This window comes from Paenibacillus chungangensis (assembly GCF_042675905.1).
In the GTDB taxonomy this organism is placed as follows: domain Bacteria; phylum Bacillota; class Bacilli; order Paenibacillales; family Paenibacillaceae; genus Pristimantibacillus; species Pristimantibacillus chungangensis.
In genome coordinates this window covers 122,737-139,087 of record NZ_JBHTJZ010000024.1, presented here as the reverse complement: position 1 = coordinate 139,087, position 16,351 = coordinate 122,737, and the positions used below count along the sequence as shown (strand labels likewise).

12 protein-coding genes are annotated in these 16,351 nt (G+C 54.6%); 2 read left to right on the top strand and 10 right to left on the bottom strand.

Annotated features, from left to right (window positions below; translation table 11 throughout):
* Positions 1–176: 176 nt before the first annotated feature.
* The 4 genes from ACFQ2I_RS15555 to ACFQ2I_RS15540 form a co-directional block, all read right to left on the bottom strand.
* Positions 177–1,640: an alpha-L-fucosidase gene (locus ACFQ2I_RS15555; protein ID WP_377565616.1), complete on the bottom strand. Its 1,464-nt coding sequence runs from the start codon at positions 1,638–1,640 to the stop codon at positions 177–179.
* Between the two features lie 46 nt (positions 1,641–1,686).
* On the bottom strand, positions 1,687–4,053 hold the full coding sequence (locus tag ACFQ2I_RS15550; RefSeq protein WP_377565613.1) for a beta-galactosidase: 2,367 nt from the start codon (positions 4,051–4,053) through the stop codon (positions 1,687–1,689).
* Between the two features lie 62 nt (positions 4,054–4,115).
* Positions 4,116–6,557: a glycoside hydrolase family 95 protein gene (locus ACFQ2I_RS15545; RefSeq protein WP_377565611.1), complete on the bottom strand. Its 2,442-nt coding sequence runs from the start codon at positions 6,555–6,557 to the stop codon at positions 4,116–4,118.
* On the bottom strand, positions 6,547–7,404 hold the full coding sequence (locus ACFQ2I_RS15540) for an amidohydrolase family protein (protein WP_377565609.1): 858 nt from the start codon (positions 7,402–7,404) through the stop codon (positions 6,547–6,549). The genes ACFQ2I_RS15545 and ACFQ2I_RS15540 overlap by 11 nt, the downstream gene beginning before the upstream one ends.
* 376 nt (positions 7,405–7,780) lie before the next feature.
* On the opposite strand from ACFQ2I_RS15540, the gene ACFQ2I_RS15535 reads away from it, so the two are divergent.
* On the top strand, positions 7,781–9,283 hold the full coding sequence (locus ACFQ2I_RS15535) for a cellulase family glycosylhydrolase (protein ID WP_377565607.1): 1,503 nt from the start codon (positions 7,781–7,783) through the stop codon (positions 9,281–9,283).
* Between the two features lie 62 nt (positions 9,284–9,345).
* On the top strand, positions 9,346–9,921 hold the full coding sequence (locus ACFQ2I_RS15530; protein WP_377565605.1) for a TetR/AcrR family transcriptional regulator: 576 nt from the start codon (positions 9,346–9,348) through the stop codon (positions 9,919–9,921).
* A gap of 90 nt (positions 9,922–10,011) precedes the next feature.
* Here the strand turns inward: ACFQ2I_RS15530 and ACFQ2I_RS15525 are convergent, their stop codons facing one another.
* The 6 genes from ACFQ2I_RS15525 to ACFQ2I_RS15500 form a co-directional block, all read right to left on the bottom strand.
* Positions 10,012–11,028: a zinc-binding alcohol dehydrogenase family protein gene (locus ACFQ2I_RS15525; RefSeq protein ID WP_377565602.1), complete on the bottom strand. Its 1,017-nt coding sequence runs from the start codon at positions 11,026–11,028 to the stop codon at positions 10,012–10,014.
* Complete coding sequence (locus ACFQ2I_RS15520; RefSeq protein ID WP_377565600.1) at positions 11,025–11,987, bottom strand: aldo/keto reductase; 963 nt, start codon at positions 11,985–11,987, stop codon at positions 11,025–11,027. The genes ACFQ2I_RS15525 and ACFQ2I_RS15520 overlap by 4 nt, the downstream gene beginning before the upstream one ends.
* A 107-nt stretch (positions 11,988–12,094) precedes the next feature.
* The gene (locus tag ACFQ2I_RS15515) at positions 12,095–13,027 is read right to left on the bottom strand and encodes a metallophosphoesterase family protein (protein WP_377565598.1); all 933 of its coding nucleotides are present in this window, start codon (positions 13,025–13,027) and stop codon (positions 12,095–12,097) included.
* 254 nt (positions 13,028–13,281) lie between these two features.
* Positions 13,282–14,115, bottom strand: a complete 834-nt coding sequence (locus ACFQ2I_RS15510; RefSeq protein ID WP_377565596.1) for a sugar phosphate isomerase/epimerase family protein — start codon at positions 14,113–14,115, stop codon at positions 13,282–13,284.
* A gap of 19 nt (positions 14,116–14,134) precedes the next feature.
* Positions 14,135–15,124 carry a Gfo/Idh/MocA family protein gene (locus ACFQ2I_RS15505; protein WP_377565594.1) on the bottom strand — a complete coding sequence of 330 codons (990 nt, stop codon included), beginning with the start codon at positions 15,122–15,124 and terminating at the stop codon, positions 14,135–14,137.
* Between the two features lie 224 nt (positions 15,125–15,348).
* Positions 15,349–16,299, bottom strand: a complete 951-nt coding sequence (locus ACFQ2I_RS15500) for a helix-turn-helix domain-containing protein (RefSeq protein ID WP_377565591.1) — start codon at positions 16,297–16,299, stop codon at positions 15,349–15,351.
* Positions 16,300–16,351: the final 52 nt, after the last annotated feature.

The following is a 16,351-nucleotide window of genomic DNA, read 5'->3' as shown; positions in this document are numbered from 1 at the left end:
GCTATTCCTCCCCCCTACTGTAATGCCTATAACTAAAATAAACGATTTTCATTTTTGAAGATCGTTGTCATATTTATAGATTTATAAATTATTGGATGCTGTCAAAAATTCACGCTCAATTCTAAAGTCCAAAACAAATCCCGGCCATTATTGACCGGGAAATAAGCTGCGAGGCTTTATGTGATTCGCAAAGCGAATGCTCCGTCCACTTCGTAATCGGAAGGGAGTCGGACTGTCAGTCCGTCCGAACTTCGCGACCATTCCAGCTTGCCCGAATAGCCAAGAAGTTCCACCGACTCTATTCCAGACGGATGGAGTCGAAGCGTGTCGGCGAGCGAGCGGATCAGCACTTGCCCATCATCCGGCGCAGCCATGACGATGGCATACAGCCGCTCGTCCCTAACTGTGAAGCGAATGTCGCGCGAAGTGAATGGCTGCCGCTTCGTGTCGCTGAACGAACCGCTGCCGATCTCCGTCGGCCCTTCGCCGAACACCTTCCACGGCCGCGTGCTGAATATCGCCTCGCCATATAGGGACAGCCAACGTCCGATTGAACGTAATAGGGCTTGCTCTTCCTCCGGAATCGTGCCATCCGCGCGAGGACCGATGTTGAGCAACAATGCACCGTTTTTGCTGACGATATCGACGAGATCGCCAATGATGCTGTCCGCCGACTTATATTTGTGATTGGCAATGTGGCTCCAGGAGTTTTCCGAGACGGATGTGTCCGTCTGCCAGAACGTCCGGCGGATATCCGCCAACTGCCCGCGCTCGATATCGAATACCGCGGTTCCTTCCGGGAACGCATCGTCCTTGTAGTTGATGGCGACACCCCGCTTCCAGTCCAGCCCCTTATTGTAATAATAAGCGGCCAGCCGCTGCAGATAAGGCTTGAAGGCGGGCTGGCTAATCCACCAATCGAACCATAGCAGCTGCGGCTCATACCGCTCGACCAGATCGCACGTCCTGGCGAGCCAATCCTCCAGGAACGGCTCGTTCGGCTGCTGCTCCGGCCTCCATCCGTCCGGATGGCAAGGCTGCGCCGGCCCGTACAGTCCGGCATAACGGGGATCTCGCACATCGGAGTGGAATTCAGCTCCTCCATTGAAGAACCACCAGTTCTCCGCCCGATGGCTGGAGACGCCGAATACGAGATGCTGCCGACTCGCGGCATCCGCCAATTCACGGATAATGTCGCGCTTCGGTCCCATTCGCACCGCGTTCCACTCCGTGAACGGACAGTCGTACATCGGGAAGCCGTCGTGATGCTCCGCCACGGGCACGACGAACTTTGCGCCGGACTCTTTCTCGAGCGTCATCCATTCTTCAGCATTGAACTTCTCGGCAGTAAAGTGCGGGATGAAGTCCTTGTATCCGAACTTGTCCTGTGTGCCGTACGTCGCCACATGATGATCATAACAAGGCGATCCTTTCGTGTACATTTGCCTCGCGTACCATTCACTGCCGAAGGCCGGTACGGCGTAGACGCCCCAATGAATGAAGATGCCGAACTTCGCATCCTCGTACCATTGCGGTATCGTATACCCTTGCAGCGATTCCCACTCGGACTTGAATCGACCCTCTTGTATGACATTCTCTACTTGTCTCAATTGGCGGACAATTGCATTCCGATTACTCATAGGTATCAATCCTTCCTTTATCCATCTATCTATACAGCTAGTCTTGTCACGCTTCGCATCTAACCGCCAATACGAACTCCGTCTCCGCCTTGATACTCCTCACTTCCGCCACCCTGTCGACAGTTGGGCGGTACTCCAAGTAGACATCCCGTTTCTTCAGCAACGGCGATATCTTCAGAATCATCGGCTCTCGCTCCAGCTCTTCGCGGTATCGCTTCAGTCCGATCTGCCAGGGAACCCCGTCATAGAATCGATCGGCCACGCAACGTCCGCCAATATACAGCTGTGCCACATCCCCAATAAAGTCAATCGTCAACGCAATATCCTGCGCGCCATCATGCCATGCGGACACATCTACGCTTATCTCCCATTCCGGCGACTGCCCTTCCTGTCCATCCTCCTCGAACAAGTAAGGGAACAGGTCACGGTCCAAGCTGCTACTATGGACCCGTCTGTACGCCGTCTTGACGGCATGCTTGTCCGGAAGGAACCGGTACGTCTGGAACACCGCCTCCCGCTCACCGGGCAGAGATACGCTGTCGCAGGTTAAAGATCGCTCTATCGGCGGGTAGATAGAGAACGCGGCATGATCGGGACTATGCCCATATATCCGCATGTCCTCCCCATCAGGACTGAACAGGACGCCGGATCCACACAGCACAAGCCGTTCCTGTCCGAACGCCTTGCCGCGCCACGCTTGCAGCGATTGGCTTTCCGTTAGCGTCAACAGCTTGATCGCCTTCCCATCCGACGATTGCACGGTGATCATGCACGAGGTGCCGGGATGAAGGCCGCTGACGGTCAACACTTGCCCTTCTCGACTTACTGCGGCTCTATTCACTTCAATAAGAGACACTGTATCGCTATCGAATACATATCGGGGCCTCACGCCTCCAGCTTCGAAGAATACGAACACCGTCTCTTGCTCGCCTCTTAAGACACACAGCGGTTGAGCCGTTGCATATTTCAGCAGGACGCCCTCCATATTCATATTGAAAGGCCAGAAGAAATAAGCGCCGTCCTTCAGCTCGAAGCCGTCTTCCTCCGGCACAATCAAGCGCTCTTCCCGGAGCTGCAGTTCAATTCCATCGACTTGCTTGCTCCCCATCTGCGTCAGTCTTTGATAATTGTTGAAGAACACGTACCCCGCTCCATCCTTCTCTCTCGCCGCCACCCGAAGTGTATCCGTGTCGTTGAACGAGGACGGACGATTGTCCGGGAATACCGTAGCCATAGACGCCAGGCAGGAGCCGAAATCTTGAATGAACAAGTGCAACCGCCTCAAAAGATGATACGATTCGCGAAGAAATCCGTATTCTCCAATCGGTGCCTGAAAGTCATAGCTGTGTACAGGCAGCTGATTACCGTGCGCGCTGGATTCCTGCATCGTGGTCAACTCACCGGCAGGATGGCTGCCGCCATGATACATGTAATAGCCGAGCATATTGCAGCCGTTCGCGATCCGAACCGTAGCCATGGCTGCGATATCGTCAGCCGCAATAACAGGACGCCGGTGGTATGTATGCTGCACGCCTCCTCCGAGCTCGCAGGTGCCGTTCGGATAACGATCAATATGCGCCAGATCGCCCGTGACGCCCTCCGTCGCTTGCAGCATGTCGCTGCCGATACCAGGATCATTACGCACGGAATGGAAGAAGTAGTGCGGTCCCGGAGCCAGCTTCTCCGTATGCTTGTCCCAAGGGTGGTCAGGATAGCCGCCGAACAATGGCAGCACTTCATCCTTCGGGATGGCTGCTCCGCCCGGTCCGCCCCATCCGGTGACGGTATACAGCGGCGCCTTCAGCCCCTCCTCCAGGGCAATCTCCTTCAATCGCTTCAGATGCGCAGCGTTATCTGTCAGCTCATTATCGAACTGCAGTCCGATGACGGGACCGCCATCCTGGAAGGCTAACCCTTGCAACTGAGCCGCAATCTCCGCATATAGCCTTCTGACATAGACCAGATAATCTTCGTCATTCGTTCGCATGACGCATCTTCCGTACAGCCAATCGGGGAATCCTCCATTGCGGCATTCGCCGTGCGCCCATGGACCGATTCGGACGATGGTCTCCATCCCCATCTTCCCGCATAACATGACGAACCGGCGCAGATCACGATCGCCGTCCCAACGGAAGCGGCCTTCCTTCTCTTCATGATGAATCCAGAATACATACGTCGCGACGACATCGATGCCTCCGGACTTCATCTTTAACAATTCCTCCTCCCAATACCGTGAAGGATAGCGGGAGAAGTGAAATTCGCCCATCACGGGGAGCCATGGCTTTCCATTGCGAATGAGACAATGGCTGTTCACATCGATTATTTCACCGGACGGGCTTGTTCCGCCCATCTTCAGATGGCCGCTAAGCCATCCTTGTTCATTCGAGCTGTCCATCTTAAATACAGCAAGCATTTTCTCACTCCCTACGGCGCTGTGCGACGATTGGATCGCTGTACGCCGGTGTCATCGCATTATTATTCGGCAATGATCTCCACCGTCTGGCCGGCATGAACGGGGAATTGATAGCGTAACCCTCCTTCGGAAGCCGCTACCATATGCGCATTGGAATCCCATACGTTGCCGTCTCCGGAGCTGCGCAATTGGATAGCCGTACCGGTGCGGAGCGTGCACACGCCGCTTCTCTCCGCGAACAGGACGGCATGCTGAAGTGTTCCTTCGCTCCATTCCATGCTGACGGCATAGCCGCCACGGGCACGCAGCCCTCGCACGGAGCCCTTGCTCCAAGCTTTCGGCAGCGCCGGCAGCAGCACGAGTTCACCGGCATGGCTGTGCAGCAGCATCTCTGCTACCCCTGCCGTATAACCGAAGTTGCCGTCGATCTGGAACGGCGGATGTGCGTCGAACAGATTGGGGTAAGTCGACTTCTTCAGCAGCGTCTCCACGAAGTGATGAGCCTGTTCCCCGTCCTCCAGCCTCGCCCACAGATTAATCAACCAGGCGCAGCTCCATCCGGTATGGCCTCCCCCGTGGCTCATACGTCTCTCCAGCGTACGGCGGCATGCCTCCGCCAACTCTGGAGTCAGGCCGGGCGTAATCTCATTGCCGGGATATAGGGGATACAGATGGGACATGTGCCGGTGCCCCGGCTCCGCCTCCTCATAATCGTCGAGCCATTCCTGCAGCTGGCCGTGACGGCCGATCTGGTATGGCGGAAGCTTGTCAATCGCCGCCTGCAGCCTGTTCCGGAACGACTCCTCTGCTGAATCGTCGGTCACGAGTAGACCCGCCTCCAAGCCTATCCGGAATACGTCGCGAATGAGGGCGATATCCATCGTCGAGGCGCTGCTAACGCTGGTGCTGCTGCCGTCCGCGACGATGAATTTATTCTCGGGCGAGGTGGAAGGATTCGTCACCAACTGCCCGCCTTCTCCCTCCACAAGGAAGTCTAGCAGGAACAGAGCTGCCCCCTTAATGGACGGGTAAGCCTTCTCTCTCAGATAGGTCGTGTCTCCTCCGAATGCGTATCGCTCCCACAGGTGACGAACCAGCCATGCGGCGCCCATCGGCCACATTGCCCAGGAGACGGTATCCGGCATCTCGCCGGTTCTGCCGACCGGCGAAGATAGCCGCCATATGTCGGAGTTGTGATGGGCCGTCCAGCCGTCGCAGCCGTAATGGATGCGGGCTGTCTCGGCTCCCGTCTCGCTCAGCTCCCCAATCATATCCAGCATCGGTTCATGGCATTCCGCCAAGCCGCACGTCTCCGCTGGCCAATAGTTCATCTGCGCGTTGATATTCAGCGTATAGTTGCTGCTCCAGGGAGGACGCATGTCAGCGTTCCAAATGCCCTGCAAGTTCAGGGCCTGCGTCCCCGGCCGCGAACCGGCGATCATCAGGTAGCGGCCATATTGAAATAATAACGCTTCCATATGCGGGTCGCTTCCGCCTGTCTTCAGCTCCATAAGCCGGAGATCCGTCGGCTGATGCATGCGTTCGCTACCGCCGAGATCAAGCTCAACTCTGTCGAACAAGGGGCTGTAATCCTCTATATGGCGCTCTTGAAGTTTCTTCCAGCTATGCAACGACGCGTCATTGAGCTTCGCCAAGCACTTCGCCAGCGGATCTTGGCCGGCCGTATAAGATTCCCGACCGCTGCCGTTGAAGCTGGTCGCCGCATGAACGAGCAGAATGACCCTGTCCGCGCCCTCGATGCGGTAGCCGTCTTCCGCAGCATGAAGCGCCCCCCCTTCGTGGATCAGCTTGACGCCAGCCGCGAAGGTCATTCCCTTCCCTTCCTCGTACTGAATCGGCTCTCGCCCTTCCATCTGAAAATAATTAGGATCAACGTTGCTCGGACAGCGTCCCCGCATGACGAACATGCCGCCCTCGACCGTCTCGGTTGTATGATGCAGTTGGCTCTCCAGCTTCAACGCCAGATGAACGCCGCCGGGACGGCTCGTCCGGAAGCTTAGCGCCATAACCCCGTCCGGAGCGGAGCAGAACAGCTCGCGGCTGTACGCGACTCCTCCGCCCTCGTAGTCGACGCGAATGACAGCCTCATCCAGATTCAGCTCCCTCTTGTATGCGGACACCCCTTCTCCTTCATGCTTGATATCAATCAACAGATCGCCCAGCGGCATATAGGATTGGGTGAATGGGCCCAGCATACTGCTCTCGATCAGGCGCTCCGCCTCTTCATGACGCTGCTCCCGAATGAGACTTCTCACTTGTTCCAGATGGCCTTGCGCACTGTAGTTGTTCGTATCGTAAGGATAACCCGACCATAACGTATCTTCATTCAGCTTGATGCGCTCCTGCTCGATGCCTCCATAGACCATGGCACCCAGACTGCCGTTGCCGACGGGAAGAGCTTCTTCCCATATGGAAGCCGGCTCACTGTACCATAGTCGGTGTAGTCCGCTCCCCTTATTCTGATTCACGTCTCTATCTGCCATTGTTACATCTCCCTTGTTCCAATTTATAGAATTGCTGAGCATTCAAGCCGAACAGGCGGGCACGTTCCTCTTCTCCCCAGTAATCCGGCAGTCCGCTTAACAGAACGTCCATCACTTCGTCATACTCCGCTGCCAATAGACATACGGGCCAATCGCTGCCGAACATGACCCGCTCCGACCCGAACAGCTCCAGCACCTGTCCGATGTATGGCAAGATGTCTTCTTTCCTCCAGCGACTGTGATCGGCCTCTGTGACCATACCGGATAATTTGCAATAGACGTTCGGCATCCGGGACAATGCGGTCATATGCGTCAGCCATGGCTCCCGCTCCGCTTCCTTCATACGCGGCTTGGCGATATGGTCAATGACGGCCCGCAGTCGGGGCGTCAGCTTCAGCAGCTCAACTACATCCGATAGCTGGCGGGATACGACCAGCAAATCTACGGGAACGTCCTCCGCTTCATATTGACGCAACGCCTCCACGAAGGTGGGATCCATCAAGCGTGCCGTGTCCGGCATGTCCTGTATCATGATGCGGAAGCCCACGAACTTGGGATGACGGCGGAAGCGCTCGTAATGGAGACGGTGATTGGGATCGAACAGATCTAGCCAGCCTACGACGCCGAGCACCGTATCATCCCCTTCGGCAAGCTGGAGCAGATAGTCCGTCTCTTCAATCGTCGGCGCCGCCTGCACGACAATGCTGCCGTCCAATCCATGATTCTGCAGATGCTGGGCGAAATGCTCCGGCAAGTAATCCCGGTACAGGACTGGAAGCTCCGGTGTAATCCATCCGTAATCGTTCCGTTTCATTGTCCAATAATGCTGATGGGCGTCAATCCTCATCGTTTAACCATTCCCTTCTACCATGTTAATGGGCGGAAATCTACGTTATTGACCTATTCCATCTACACGATTGGTGGATGCCAAATGTACAGCATTCACCTGTTTCTTTGACGTTGGTTTACGCAGCTTTATTTTAACTGTTTAAAATTAAAATAAAATGATCAATTCTCGGTTTTTTATACCCTATTTTGATATTTGTATTGTTCATTTTTCAGCTCATTATCCGAATTTAACAATTAATCATAAGAAAGGAGCACGCAAGCTGGGATCATATAAAAACTGCGAAGATGTAATAAGGGGACTGTATTGACATTGCCGTCGCCTCCGCTTATAGTTATTGTACTGACTAGTCATTTTAAGTTTAGGAGGGATGGGTATGACAACTGTTCGTACATCGGGTAATCGCTTCATTGATTCCGATAACCGGCACATTATTCTGCACGGCATCAGCATGGTCTGCAAGGACAAGGAAAGGAACTATATCGGCGACTGGACACCGGAAGACTTTACGAAGCTTGAGCAATGGGGCTTTAATGTCATTCGACTCGGTATCATCTGGGACGGGATCGAGCCGGAGCCGGGCCGCTACGACGACCAGTATTTAGAAGAAATTCGACGCTGGATTCAGCTGGCCAATCAGCATGGCATGTATGTTTTTCTGGATATGCATCAGGATCTGTACAGTTCCTTGTATTCGGACGGCGCACCGGCATGGGCCACCATCACAGACGGCCACGCCTATGCGAAGACCGCGCTGTGGAGCGATGCTTACTTGTTCGACCGAGCCGTTCAGACTGCCTTCGACCACTTCTGGAACAACTCGCCCGCCCCTGACGGCGTCGGCATTCAGGATCACTTCATCGAAGCTTGGAAATATACAGTGCGCCGTCTAGCGGACGAGCCTAATCTGATCGGCTACGATATGATTAACGAACCGTTCATCGGCAGCGACGTGCAACATATCGTCCAGGCTATGTTCACTGCATACGGGGAACTTGCCTCCCGGCTTACAGGCAGTCAGCCGCCCGCCATGGAGGAACTGCTCGATATGTGGCATGATCAGGACAAGAAGATGGAAGCGTTATCGATGTTGGGCTCCATTGATGCCTACCGTCAAGTGATGGAGGCCTCCGCAAGCGCTCAGGGAGACTTCGAGCGCAACATCCTCTCGCCCTTCTACCAGAAGGTAGGCAATGCTATTCGCGAATACGATCCCGACGGCATCCTGTTCCTGGAGACCAACTATTTTTCTAACATGGGTGTGCCCAGTACGATAACCCCGGTGCTGGATCAGGGCGGGCGTCAGGATAGACAACAAGCTTACGCGCCCCACGGGTATGACCTCGTGACGGATTCGGATTATGTCCATGCCGCAGATAACGAACGGGTCAGCTATATTTTCCGGCAGCACGAAGCTACACGGCAGCGGCTAAATATGCCCATGCTCATCGGAGAATGGGGAGCGTACGGCAGTTCTAACGAAGCGGAGAACGCTTCCTTGCATGTTCAGAGCATCTTCGAGCAGCTGCTGTGCGGCGATGTATTCTGGTGTTATTGGTCATCGGATATAGATCGCTATTCTTCCTTCAAGGGGGTATGCCGGGCGTATCCCATGGCCGTGTCCGGCACCATTACAAGCTACGCTTATCGCCACGAGGAGGACACCTTCCGCATGGAATGGGAAGAAGACGACAGCTTATCCGCCCCGACGCTAATCTATATGCCGCCCCACCCGGAGCATTCGTCCCATGAGAGAAGCGTACGGCTCGTCCCGGCGGACAGCGGCTTCGAGTGGACCCGGGTCGGCACATCCGGAGCTGCCATACTTCGCATCGCTCCTTCCTCCGAAGGCGGATCAAGAACGGTAACGATAGGTTGAATGTGCTGAATTATGCTATAATGAACAGCATCATAGTGTAGTGAGAAAGGACAGATCGGCTAGTGAGCAAGAATAAAATTATTGATGCGGCCATCAAGCTGTTCTCCAAGCTGGGCTATCATAGAACGAGCATGGATGATATCGCTGCTGAAGCGAATGTGGCCAAAGGTACCTTGTACTATCACTTCTCCGGCAAAGGCGAGCTGTTCGAGACAATTGTGACGAACGGCATCAATATGCTGAAGAGCGAGGTTCAGAACGTTCTCCGCGAGGACCAGAGCGCCGAGCAGCAAGTTCGCCTTATCGTGCAGAAGCATATCGAGTTGTTCTTGCGCTACAACGAACTGATTCACATCATCTCCAACGAACTGACGAACGGCATCGAACCTGACATCCTGGAGAGGATAGGGAAGCTGAAGGCCGATTATATTGCCTTCTTGTCCGGTATCTTGTCAATGGGCTATGAGGATGGCGTGCTGAACAAATTCAACAGCGAGTGGATAGCCGCAGGCTTGCTGGGCTTAATCGAGACATCTTGTCTGTATTACATCAAACAGCCGGGCAGCCACTCTGTAGAACAATTGCACGAGACGATCAACGCCTTCGTGCTTCCAGCCCTGTTGAAGAAGGACGGATAGCAACAACACTAGCATAATAAAGGGAGACCGGCACATGAAGCGACATTGCTTCCCATTGCACCGGTCTCCCTTTTCGTCATGCTCATTTTTTTATAGTTCTACGATCGCTTTAATGACACCGGATTCCGGCTTCAGCCAGCTGTCGAACGACCCGATCATGTCCTCGAAGCTGGAGCGATGTGTAATGTAGCGCTCCATATCGACGGCGCCGGATCTAATTGCCTCCAGCACGTGATCAAAGTCTTCCTTCGTCGCATTGCGGCTGCCCATCAAGGTAAGCTCCCGCTTATGAAACTCCGGATCATTGAAGGTCAGCTCTCCCTTGACCAGTCCTACGTAAATCAAGGTGCCGCCATGGGCGACCCACCCGAAGGAAGCCATCATGGACTGGGCATTGCCTGTAGCGTCGAATACTAGCGCAGGATAATCGCCTCCTGTCAGCTCCGACAGCCTCTCCCCGGGCTGCTCCTTGACGTTAATGGCGTGGTCAACGCCAGCCCAGGAGCGGCAGAAGGCAAGACGATCGTCGTTCATGTCCATCGCGATGACACGAGCGCCGGCATACTTCGCCAATGCCATAACACCCAGGCCGATCGGACCCGCTCCGACGACGAGCACAGTATCGGCGGCAGTCAGACCAGATCGTCTTACCGCATGGGCTCCGATCGCCAGCGGCTCCAGCAAAGCCGCCTGATCCAGAGTGAGCCCTTCGCTCCTGATCAGATGGGTGATGGGAACAGCGATCCGCTCGCGCATGCCCCCATCCGTATGGACGCCGAGTACCCGCATCGCTACACAGCAGTTCGTCTTGCCGCTCCGGCAAGCGATGCATTCGCTGCAATGAAGGTAAGGAATGATGGTAACTTGGTCACCTTCTGACACCCCCGCTTCATTCTCACCGATGCGCTCGACGATGCCCGACAGCTCGTGTCCCAGTATGCGCGGATAGCTGAAGAAGGGCTGGTTCCCTTTATAAGCGTGCAAGTCGGTGCCGCATATGCCGATCCTCTTCACAGCTACGATGGCCTCTCCAGTCTTCCATTCCGGCTCGGGCAGATCCTCCGCCATGCGGAATTCATTCACTTGCTCGCAGAGTATTCCTCTCATTCGGCGGATTCCTCCTGTCCGTTCAGCGTTCGGTTATATTCCGGCCGACCGCTCTCCCATGTTACGTTTTGAATTGGAGCCAGTAGCTGAAGCACTTCCTGCAGCAATTCCTCATCGATCGGCTCCTCTGTCCATCGCGCATTCTTCACGATATTCGCCGGATTCGCGGTGCTAACCAGCGTCGTCGGAATACGCTCATTCGCTGTGGAATACTGCACGGCCAGACGAGCGATGTCCTCTCCCTTCGAGGCGCAATAGGCGGCAGCCTTACTGCAGAGCTCCTTCACGTCCGCGCTGGCGGGATGCCACTCCGGCGCACCTCTCGTACCTAGCAGACCCATCGATAGCGGCGAAGCGTTCACCAGCCCGACACCTCTGGATGCCAGCAGCGGCAGCAGACCCAGCAGCGAATGATCATTCAGTGAATAATGGCAATAAGATATAATAGCATCCACTTCGATATGCGGCAGCAGTTGCTCGAACATGGACAATGGCAGCCCGCATATGCCCGCATACCGGATTTTCCCTTGCTCCTTCAGCTTGTGCAGAGCCGGAACCGCTTCCTCGATAATGATATTCGCAGGTACGAATTCCACATCGTGAAGGTACAGAATGTCCACATAATCGGTGTGCATCCTTGTCAGACTCTCCTCCAGACTGCTCATAATGCGTTGAGCCGAGAAGTCGAAAGTGTCGATCCCGTACCTGCCTGCTTTGGTGGAGAGATAGAACTTGTCTCGGGGGATATCGCGAATGGCTTTGCCAAGCACGGCCTCCGCTTTCGTCGCTCCATAATAGGGCGATACATCGATATAGTTGATGCCGGCATCGACCGCCTCATGCACCGTACGAATGCCGGCCCCGTCATCCGTTTGGCGGAATACGGAGCCTAGCGATGATGCTCCAAAGCTGAGGACAGACACATCCATATCCGTTTTTCCTAATTGGCGATATTTCATTGCAGAGTCACTCCATCCTTTGTCATTGGAAGTTGGTCTACCTATAGATACCACAGAATCGAGTCAAAGGACACGGTCAAAAATTAAGATGACGCGCATATTTTCTTCTACTCGGCAGTCCCAGCCGCTTCCTGCTGCTCGATCTTCTCTCCGCTCTCAAGCCTTATCCAACTCTGAAATCCTGGCGTCCCTTCTTGCAAGCGGATCATTCTCGCTCCATGCGGAAAGTCCTCTCTGCCGTAGGTGTTCAGGCCAGTAGCACGTCCGTAGCATAATCGGATGCCGTGCCACTCGCCCCAGTAATCGTTCAGGTGGTCATGTCCGCAGAAGGTGCCTATCACATCCCCTTGCTCCACCATAGCCGCGAACAATCCGGTATTCACCTTCGGACAGCATACATTCTCCAACTTGAGCCCGAAGCATTGCCCCTTGGACCACACTTCATCGTATTCCGGTAATGGAATATGGAAGAATGCGAGTGAAGGCAAGCGGCGACCGCTTCTGTCCGCAAGTTTATTGGACTGCTCCACATACCAGTCGATTTGATTCCGGCGTATCCAGTCGTACCCTTTCACTCCCGGCAAGCACGAGTAGCTGCCGGAGTCCAGGAAGTAAAGCGCGGCTTCCGCGTCTCCGCTCTGACCGCTGATTTCAATGATGTAATTGGCTTCTCCCGCGATCTCCTCCGGGCCGCGCTGCGTCATAGAATGGGCTTCACCCATAACCGCCTCGATAAGCTCGGTACGGGTGATGCGGTGCTCCGTATCATGATTGCCGAATATATACGCCCACGGAATGCCTCTGGATGCAACAGGCCCCACCGCCTGCCTCATTAACACTGCGGGATCCGTCGCGCTGTCTTCCGTCGGATAGATCAGATCGCCGGTGAACACGACCAGATCGGCATCTTCGGAATTCAGCACCGTCTCCATGACTGCCTTGGACCGATTGTCCTTCTCCAGCCCGTCCATCCAGTGCACATCGGTAAATTGAATAATCGTAAACGTTCCGTCTTCCCTGAATTTCATTTTTTGATTCATTGACAGTTCCCCCATTCCCCAATCGATCAGGTAATTATATGATCATTGTACTGCTAAGAGTCAAAGCAAACAACCAAAATCACACAATAATTTAATATGTTTTCATTGTTTTGGTAGGATGTTTATCATTTCATTATTCAAACATGCATTCTAGGAGATCCACAATAGCAGAAGGCCGCCAGAACGCGTAATCCTGCGTTCTGGCGGCCCTATACTCCGCTCATGCCATTATCAATCGGCAGCGATCAATGACCTTATCTGTCGTCGCGTCTTCCCAGTATGACTTCCATATGCTGCGCCGTATCATAAGCGAGCTGCCATGGATCACTCTCGTAGAAGCCTACTTCGGCGGTCAGCGTATCCCTGTAGCCAATCTCATCCAGCGCCTCACGAACCGCCTTCCAGTTCACATTGCCGGACAACAGCGGTACGAAGCCTTGACCGGTACCGACGCCGGGACGGAAATCCTTCACATGCACCTTGAAGATGCGGTCGCCCAATATTCGGATCCACTGCTCCGGGAAGCCCATCAACAGAATATTGCCTACATCGAAGTATACACCGATATGCGACGAACCGATCTCATCCACATATCTGGCCATCTCCAGCGGCGACAGCAGGAACTTGTTCCATACGTTCTCCACGCCGATGCGTACGCCCCGGCGCTCCGCCTCTTCTGCCAGCAGTCGAAGCTCCCCTTGGCTACGCTCGTAGCAGGCATCGTACGGCGTCTCCGCACTAACCGCACCGGGCACAACAAGTACCGTGTCCATGCCGAGCTGCTCCGCAATCTGGAGCTGCTTCGACACGATGCTGCGGCCTTGCGCCCGCACCTCTGCATCGGCCGACGACAGCGGACTCTTCCATAGCAAGCCCGTTGACAGACTACGAAGCTGGAGCCCGTAACGCTTCGCTAACTCTCCGATTGCAGCCACTTCCTCCGGCGTCGAATCCAACGTCAATCCGGTTCCGCCCTGCTCGTAGAGATTCAGCTCCACGGCTTCATAACCCGCATCGGCGCTTATCTGGAACACTTTCTCCAGTGGTGTGTGATCGGGATAGCACCATTGATTAACACTCTTCAGCATAAGCGTTGCCTCCTATCTCCTATATACCTGCACGGGATAACTGAAGCGATACCGTCTTGCGCGTCTCGGCTGCTTCATTCGCAGCCAAAGTCACTTCCAGCGTATCGGCGGCGTCGCTGAAGTCGCCTAGCAGGAGACCCTGATTGCCCGTACGAATCGCCTCTACGAAAGTCTTATTCTGCTCGTAGTAGAAATCGACCTTTGACTTGATCGTAATGTCTTGCTCATCATCCACAATGCGCAATGTGCTGCCGTTCAGCGACAGATAGAACTGATGGCCGAAAAATTCAATCTCGCCCTTGCCTACATACGAAGCGAGACAAGTGCTCGTAATGTTGCCAATTGCCCCGGACTCCAGTACGAACGATACGGTGCCGACGTCATATGCTGTAGCATCCGGATCTACCTCGCGAAGGTGGCGCTGTTCGTGAATGGCGCTTACTTCCTTCACACCCCCGGCCAGGTAACGGATCAGGTCCAACTGGTGAGTGGACTGTTCAACAAGCTGTCCGCCAGACTGCTCCATCATCAGCCACCACTTCACCGGCGGGATGCCGCCGAAGCGGTAGGACATGACCAGATGAATCGCCTTGTCCTTCAAGTATTCCTTCGCTTGCTGTACGATGTCGAGATAACGCAGGCAATAACCTGACGTATGAATGATGCCGGACTCCTTGATGATCTGCTCCTTGCGGCGCACTACCTCCATATCCAGTCCGATCGGCTTCTCCGACAGCAAGTGAATGCCTCGCTTCGCCGCGGCTTCCTCGATTCCTTCGCGCGCGAACGGCGGCGTGCAGATGTAGACGCCATCCACTTCACCGGAGTCCAGCAATGCTTCCGCACTGGCATACGTCTTGGATCCGAACTGTGCACTTACTTCCTTAGCTCTCTCTTCGTTAATGTCAAATATAGCGGTAAGCTGCACACCTTCCATGTTTTGCAGCGTTTTCATATGATGCTGTGCCATACCCCCAACGCCGATAAATCCGATTCTTACCATTTTCATTCCAATAGCCTCCTCAACAATTAACGTACTTGATAGGTTTAAGAATAGTACAATCATGCGGAAAAGTATTTATGGAAAACGCTCAACAATTTACGCAAAAAGAAATGCGCGGGAGCAATCTGCTGTTCGCCTGCGCATTTTCGAGCTTTTTCATCGTGCTGTTCGTCCCATTCCGGCTTCCGGTTACAACAACGCTGTCAGCGCATGTATATAACGCCTGTCGCTCACATATGGGGGCGCATCTGCTGATGCTTGCGCCATGCCGTCGGCGCTTGTCCTTCCGTCTCCTTGAACCATTGCGAGAAGGAATGCACGCGAGTGAAGCCAACTTGCAGGGCGATCTCCTGAATATCCTTATCCGTAGCCGTCAGCAGCCACTTCGCTTCGTTCATCCGGCACTGCTGCTGGTACTGCTTCGGACTCATGGCGTACGTCTGCTCGAACAGACGGCGGAACGAAGGAACGGATAAGCCCGACAGCTCAGCCAGATCCGATATTTGCACATTGCTGCGCATATTCTCGCGAATATAGTCGGCCGCCTTCGTCACCGTCAGCGCCTGCACGTTCGTCTGGGAATGCTCCAGCAGGAACAACACGAGCACCTCCAGCCAGGCGACGATCGTCACCTCGCGCTCCTTCAGCGGATACGACACTTCCCGCAGACATTCGCGCAGCAATCCCTCGAATCGTTCCTTATCGATACGGGACAGAGCCGCTATGCGAACCGAGCTTGAAGCGGCATGCTGCGCATGAGCTTGTGCACTCGCTACGTCCCCCGCATCGCTTGCCCCGCCGAATTGCACCACCGAACTCTTGTCCCCCGCGCGCAGTCTGCCCTGCACGTCCGCAGCCGTCGTCAGCTCACTGACATCGGGGCCAGCCGCCAGCATGCGCAGCCATTGCTCCAGTCTCTCCGGTCCGTTCGCGATATGAATCACACCGAAGCGCACCTTCGTCACCGCGCCGAACCGGTGCAGCATGCCTCGCGGCACAATGATTATATGCCCGTCCTCGATAAAGTGCTTCTTGTCCGGCGTCTCGAATACGCCTCTGCCCTCCAGCACTATGCTAATCTCACATGAATCGTTATGATGAAAGCCGTAATCCTGGAAATCTTCCATATACGTGCCGATATGTCCCCGCACTTCAAGCTTTGGCAGGACAGCTCCCCCCATTCCAGAACCCTATCCTTATCCGGGCTGTCTTTTTGTCTACCTTAACTATATC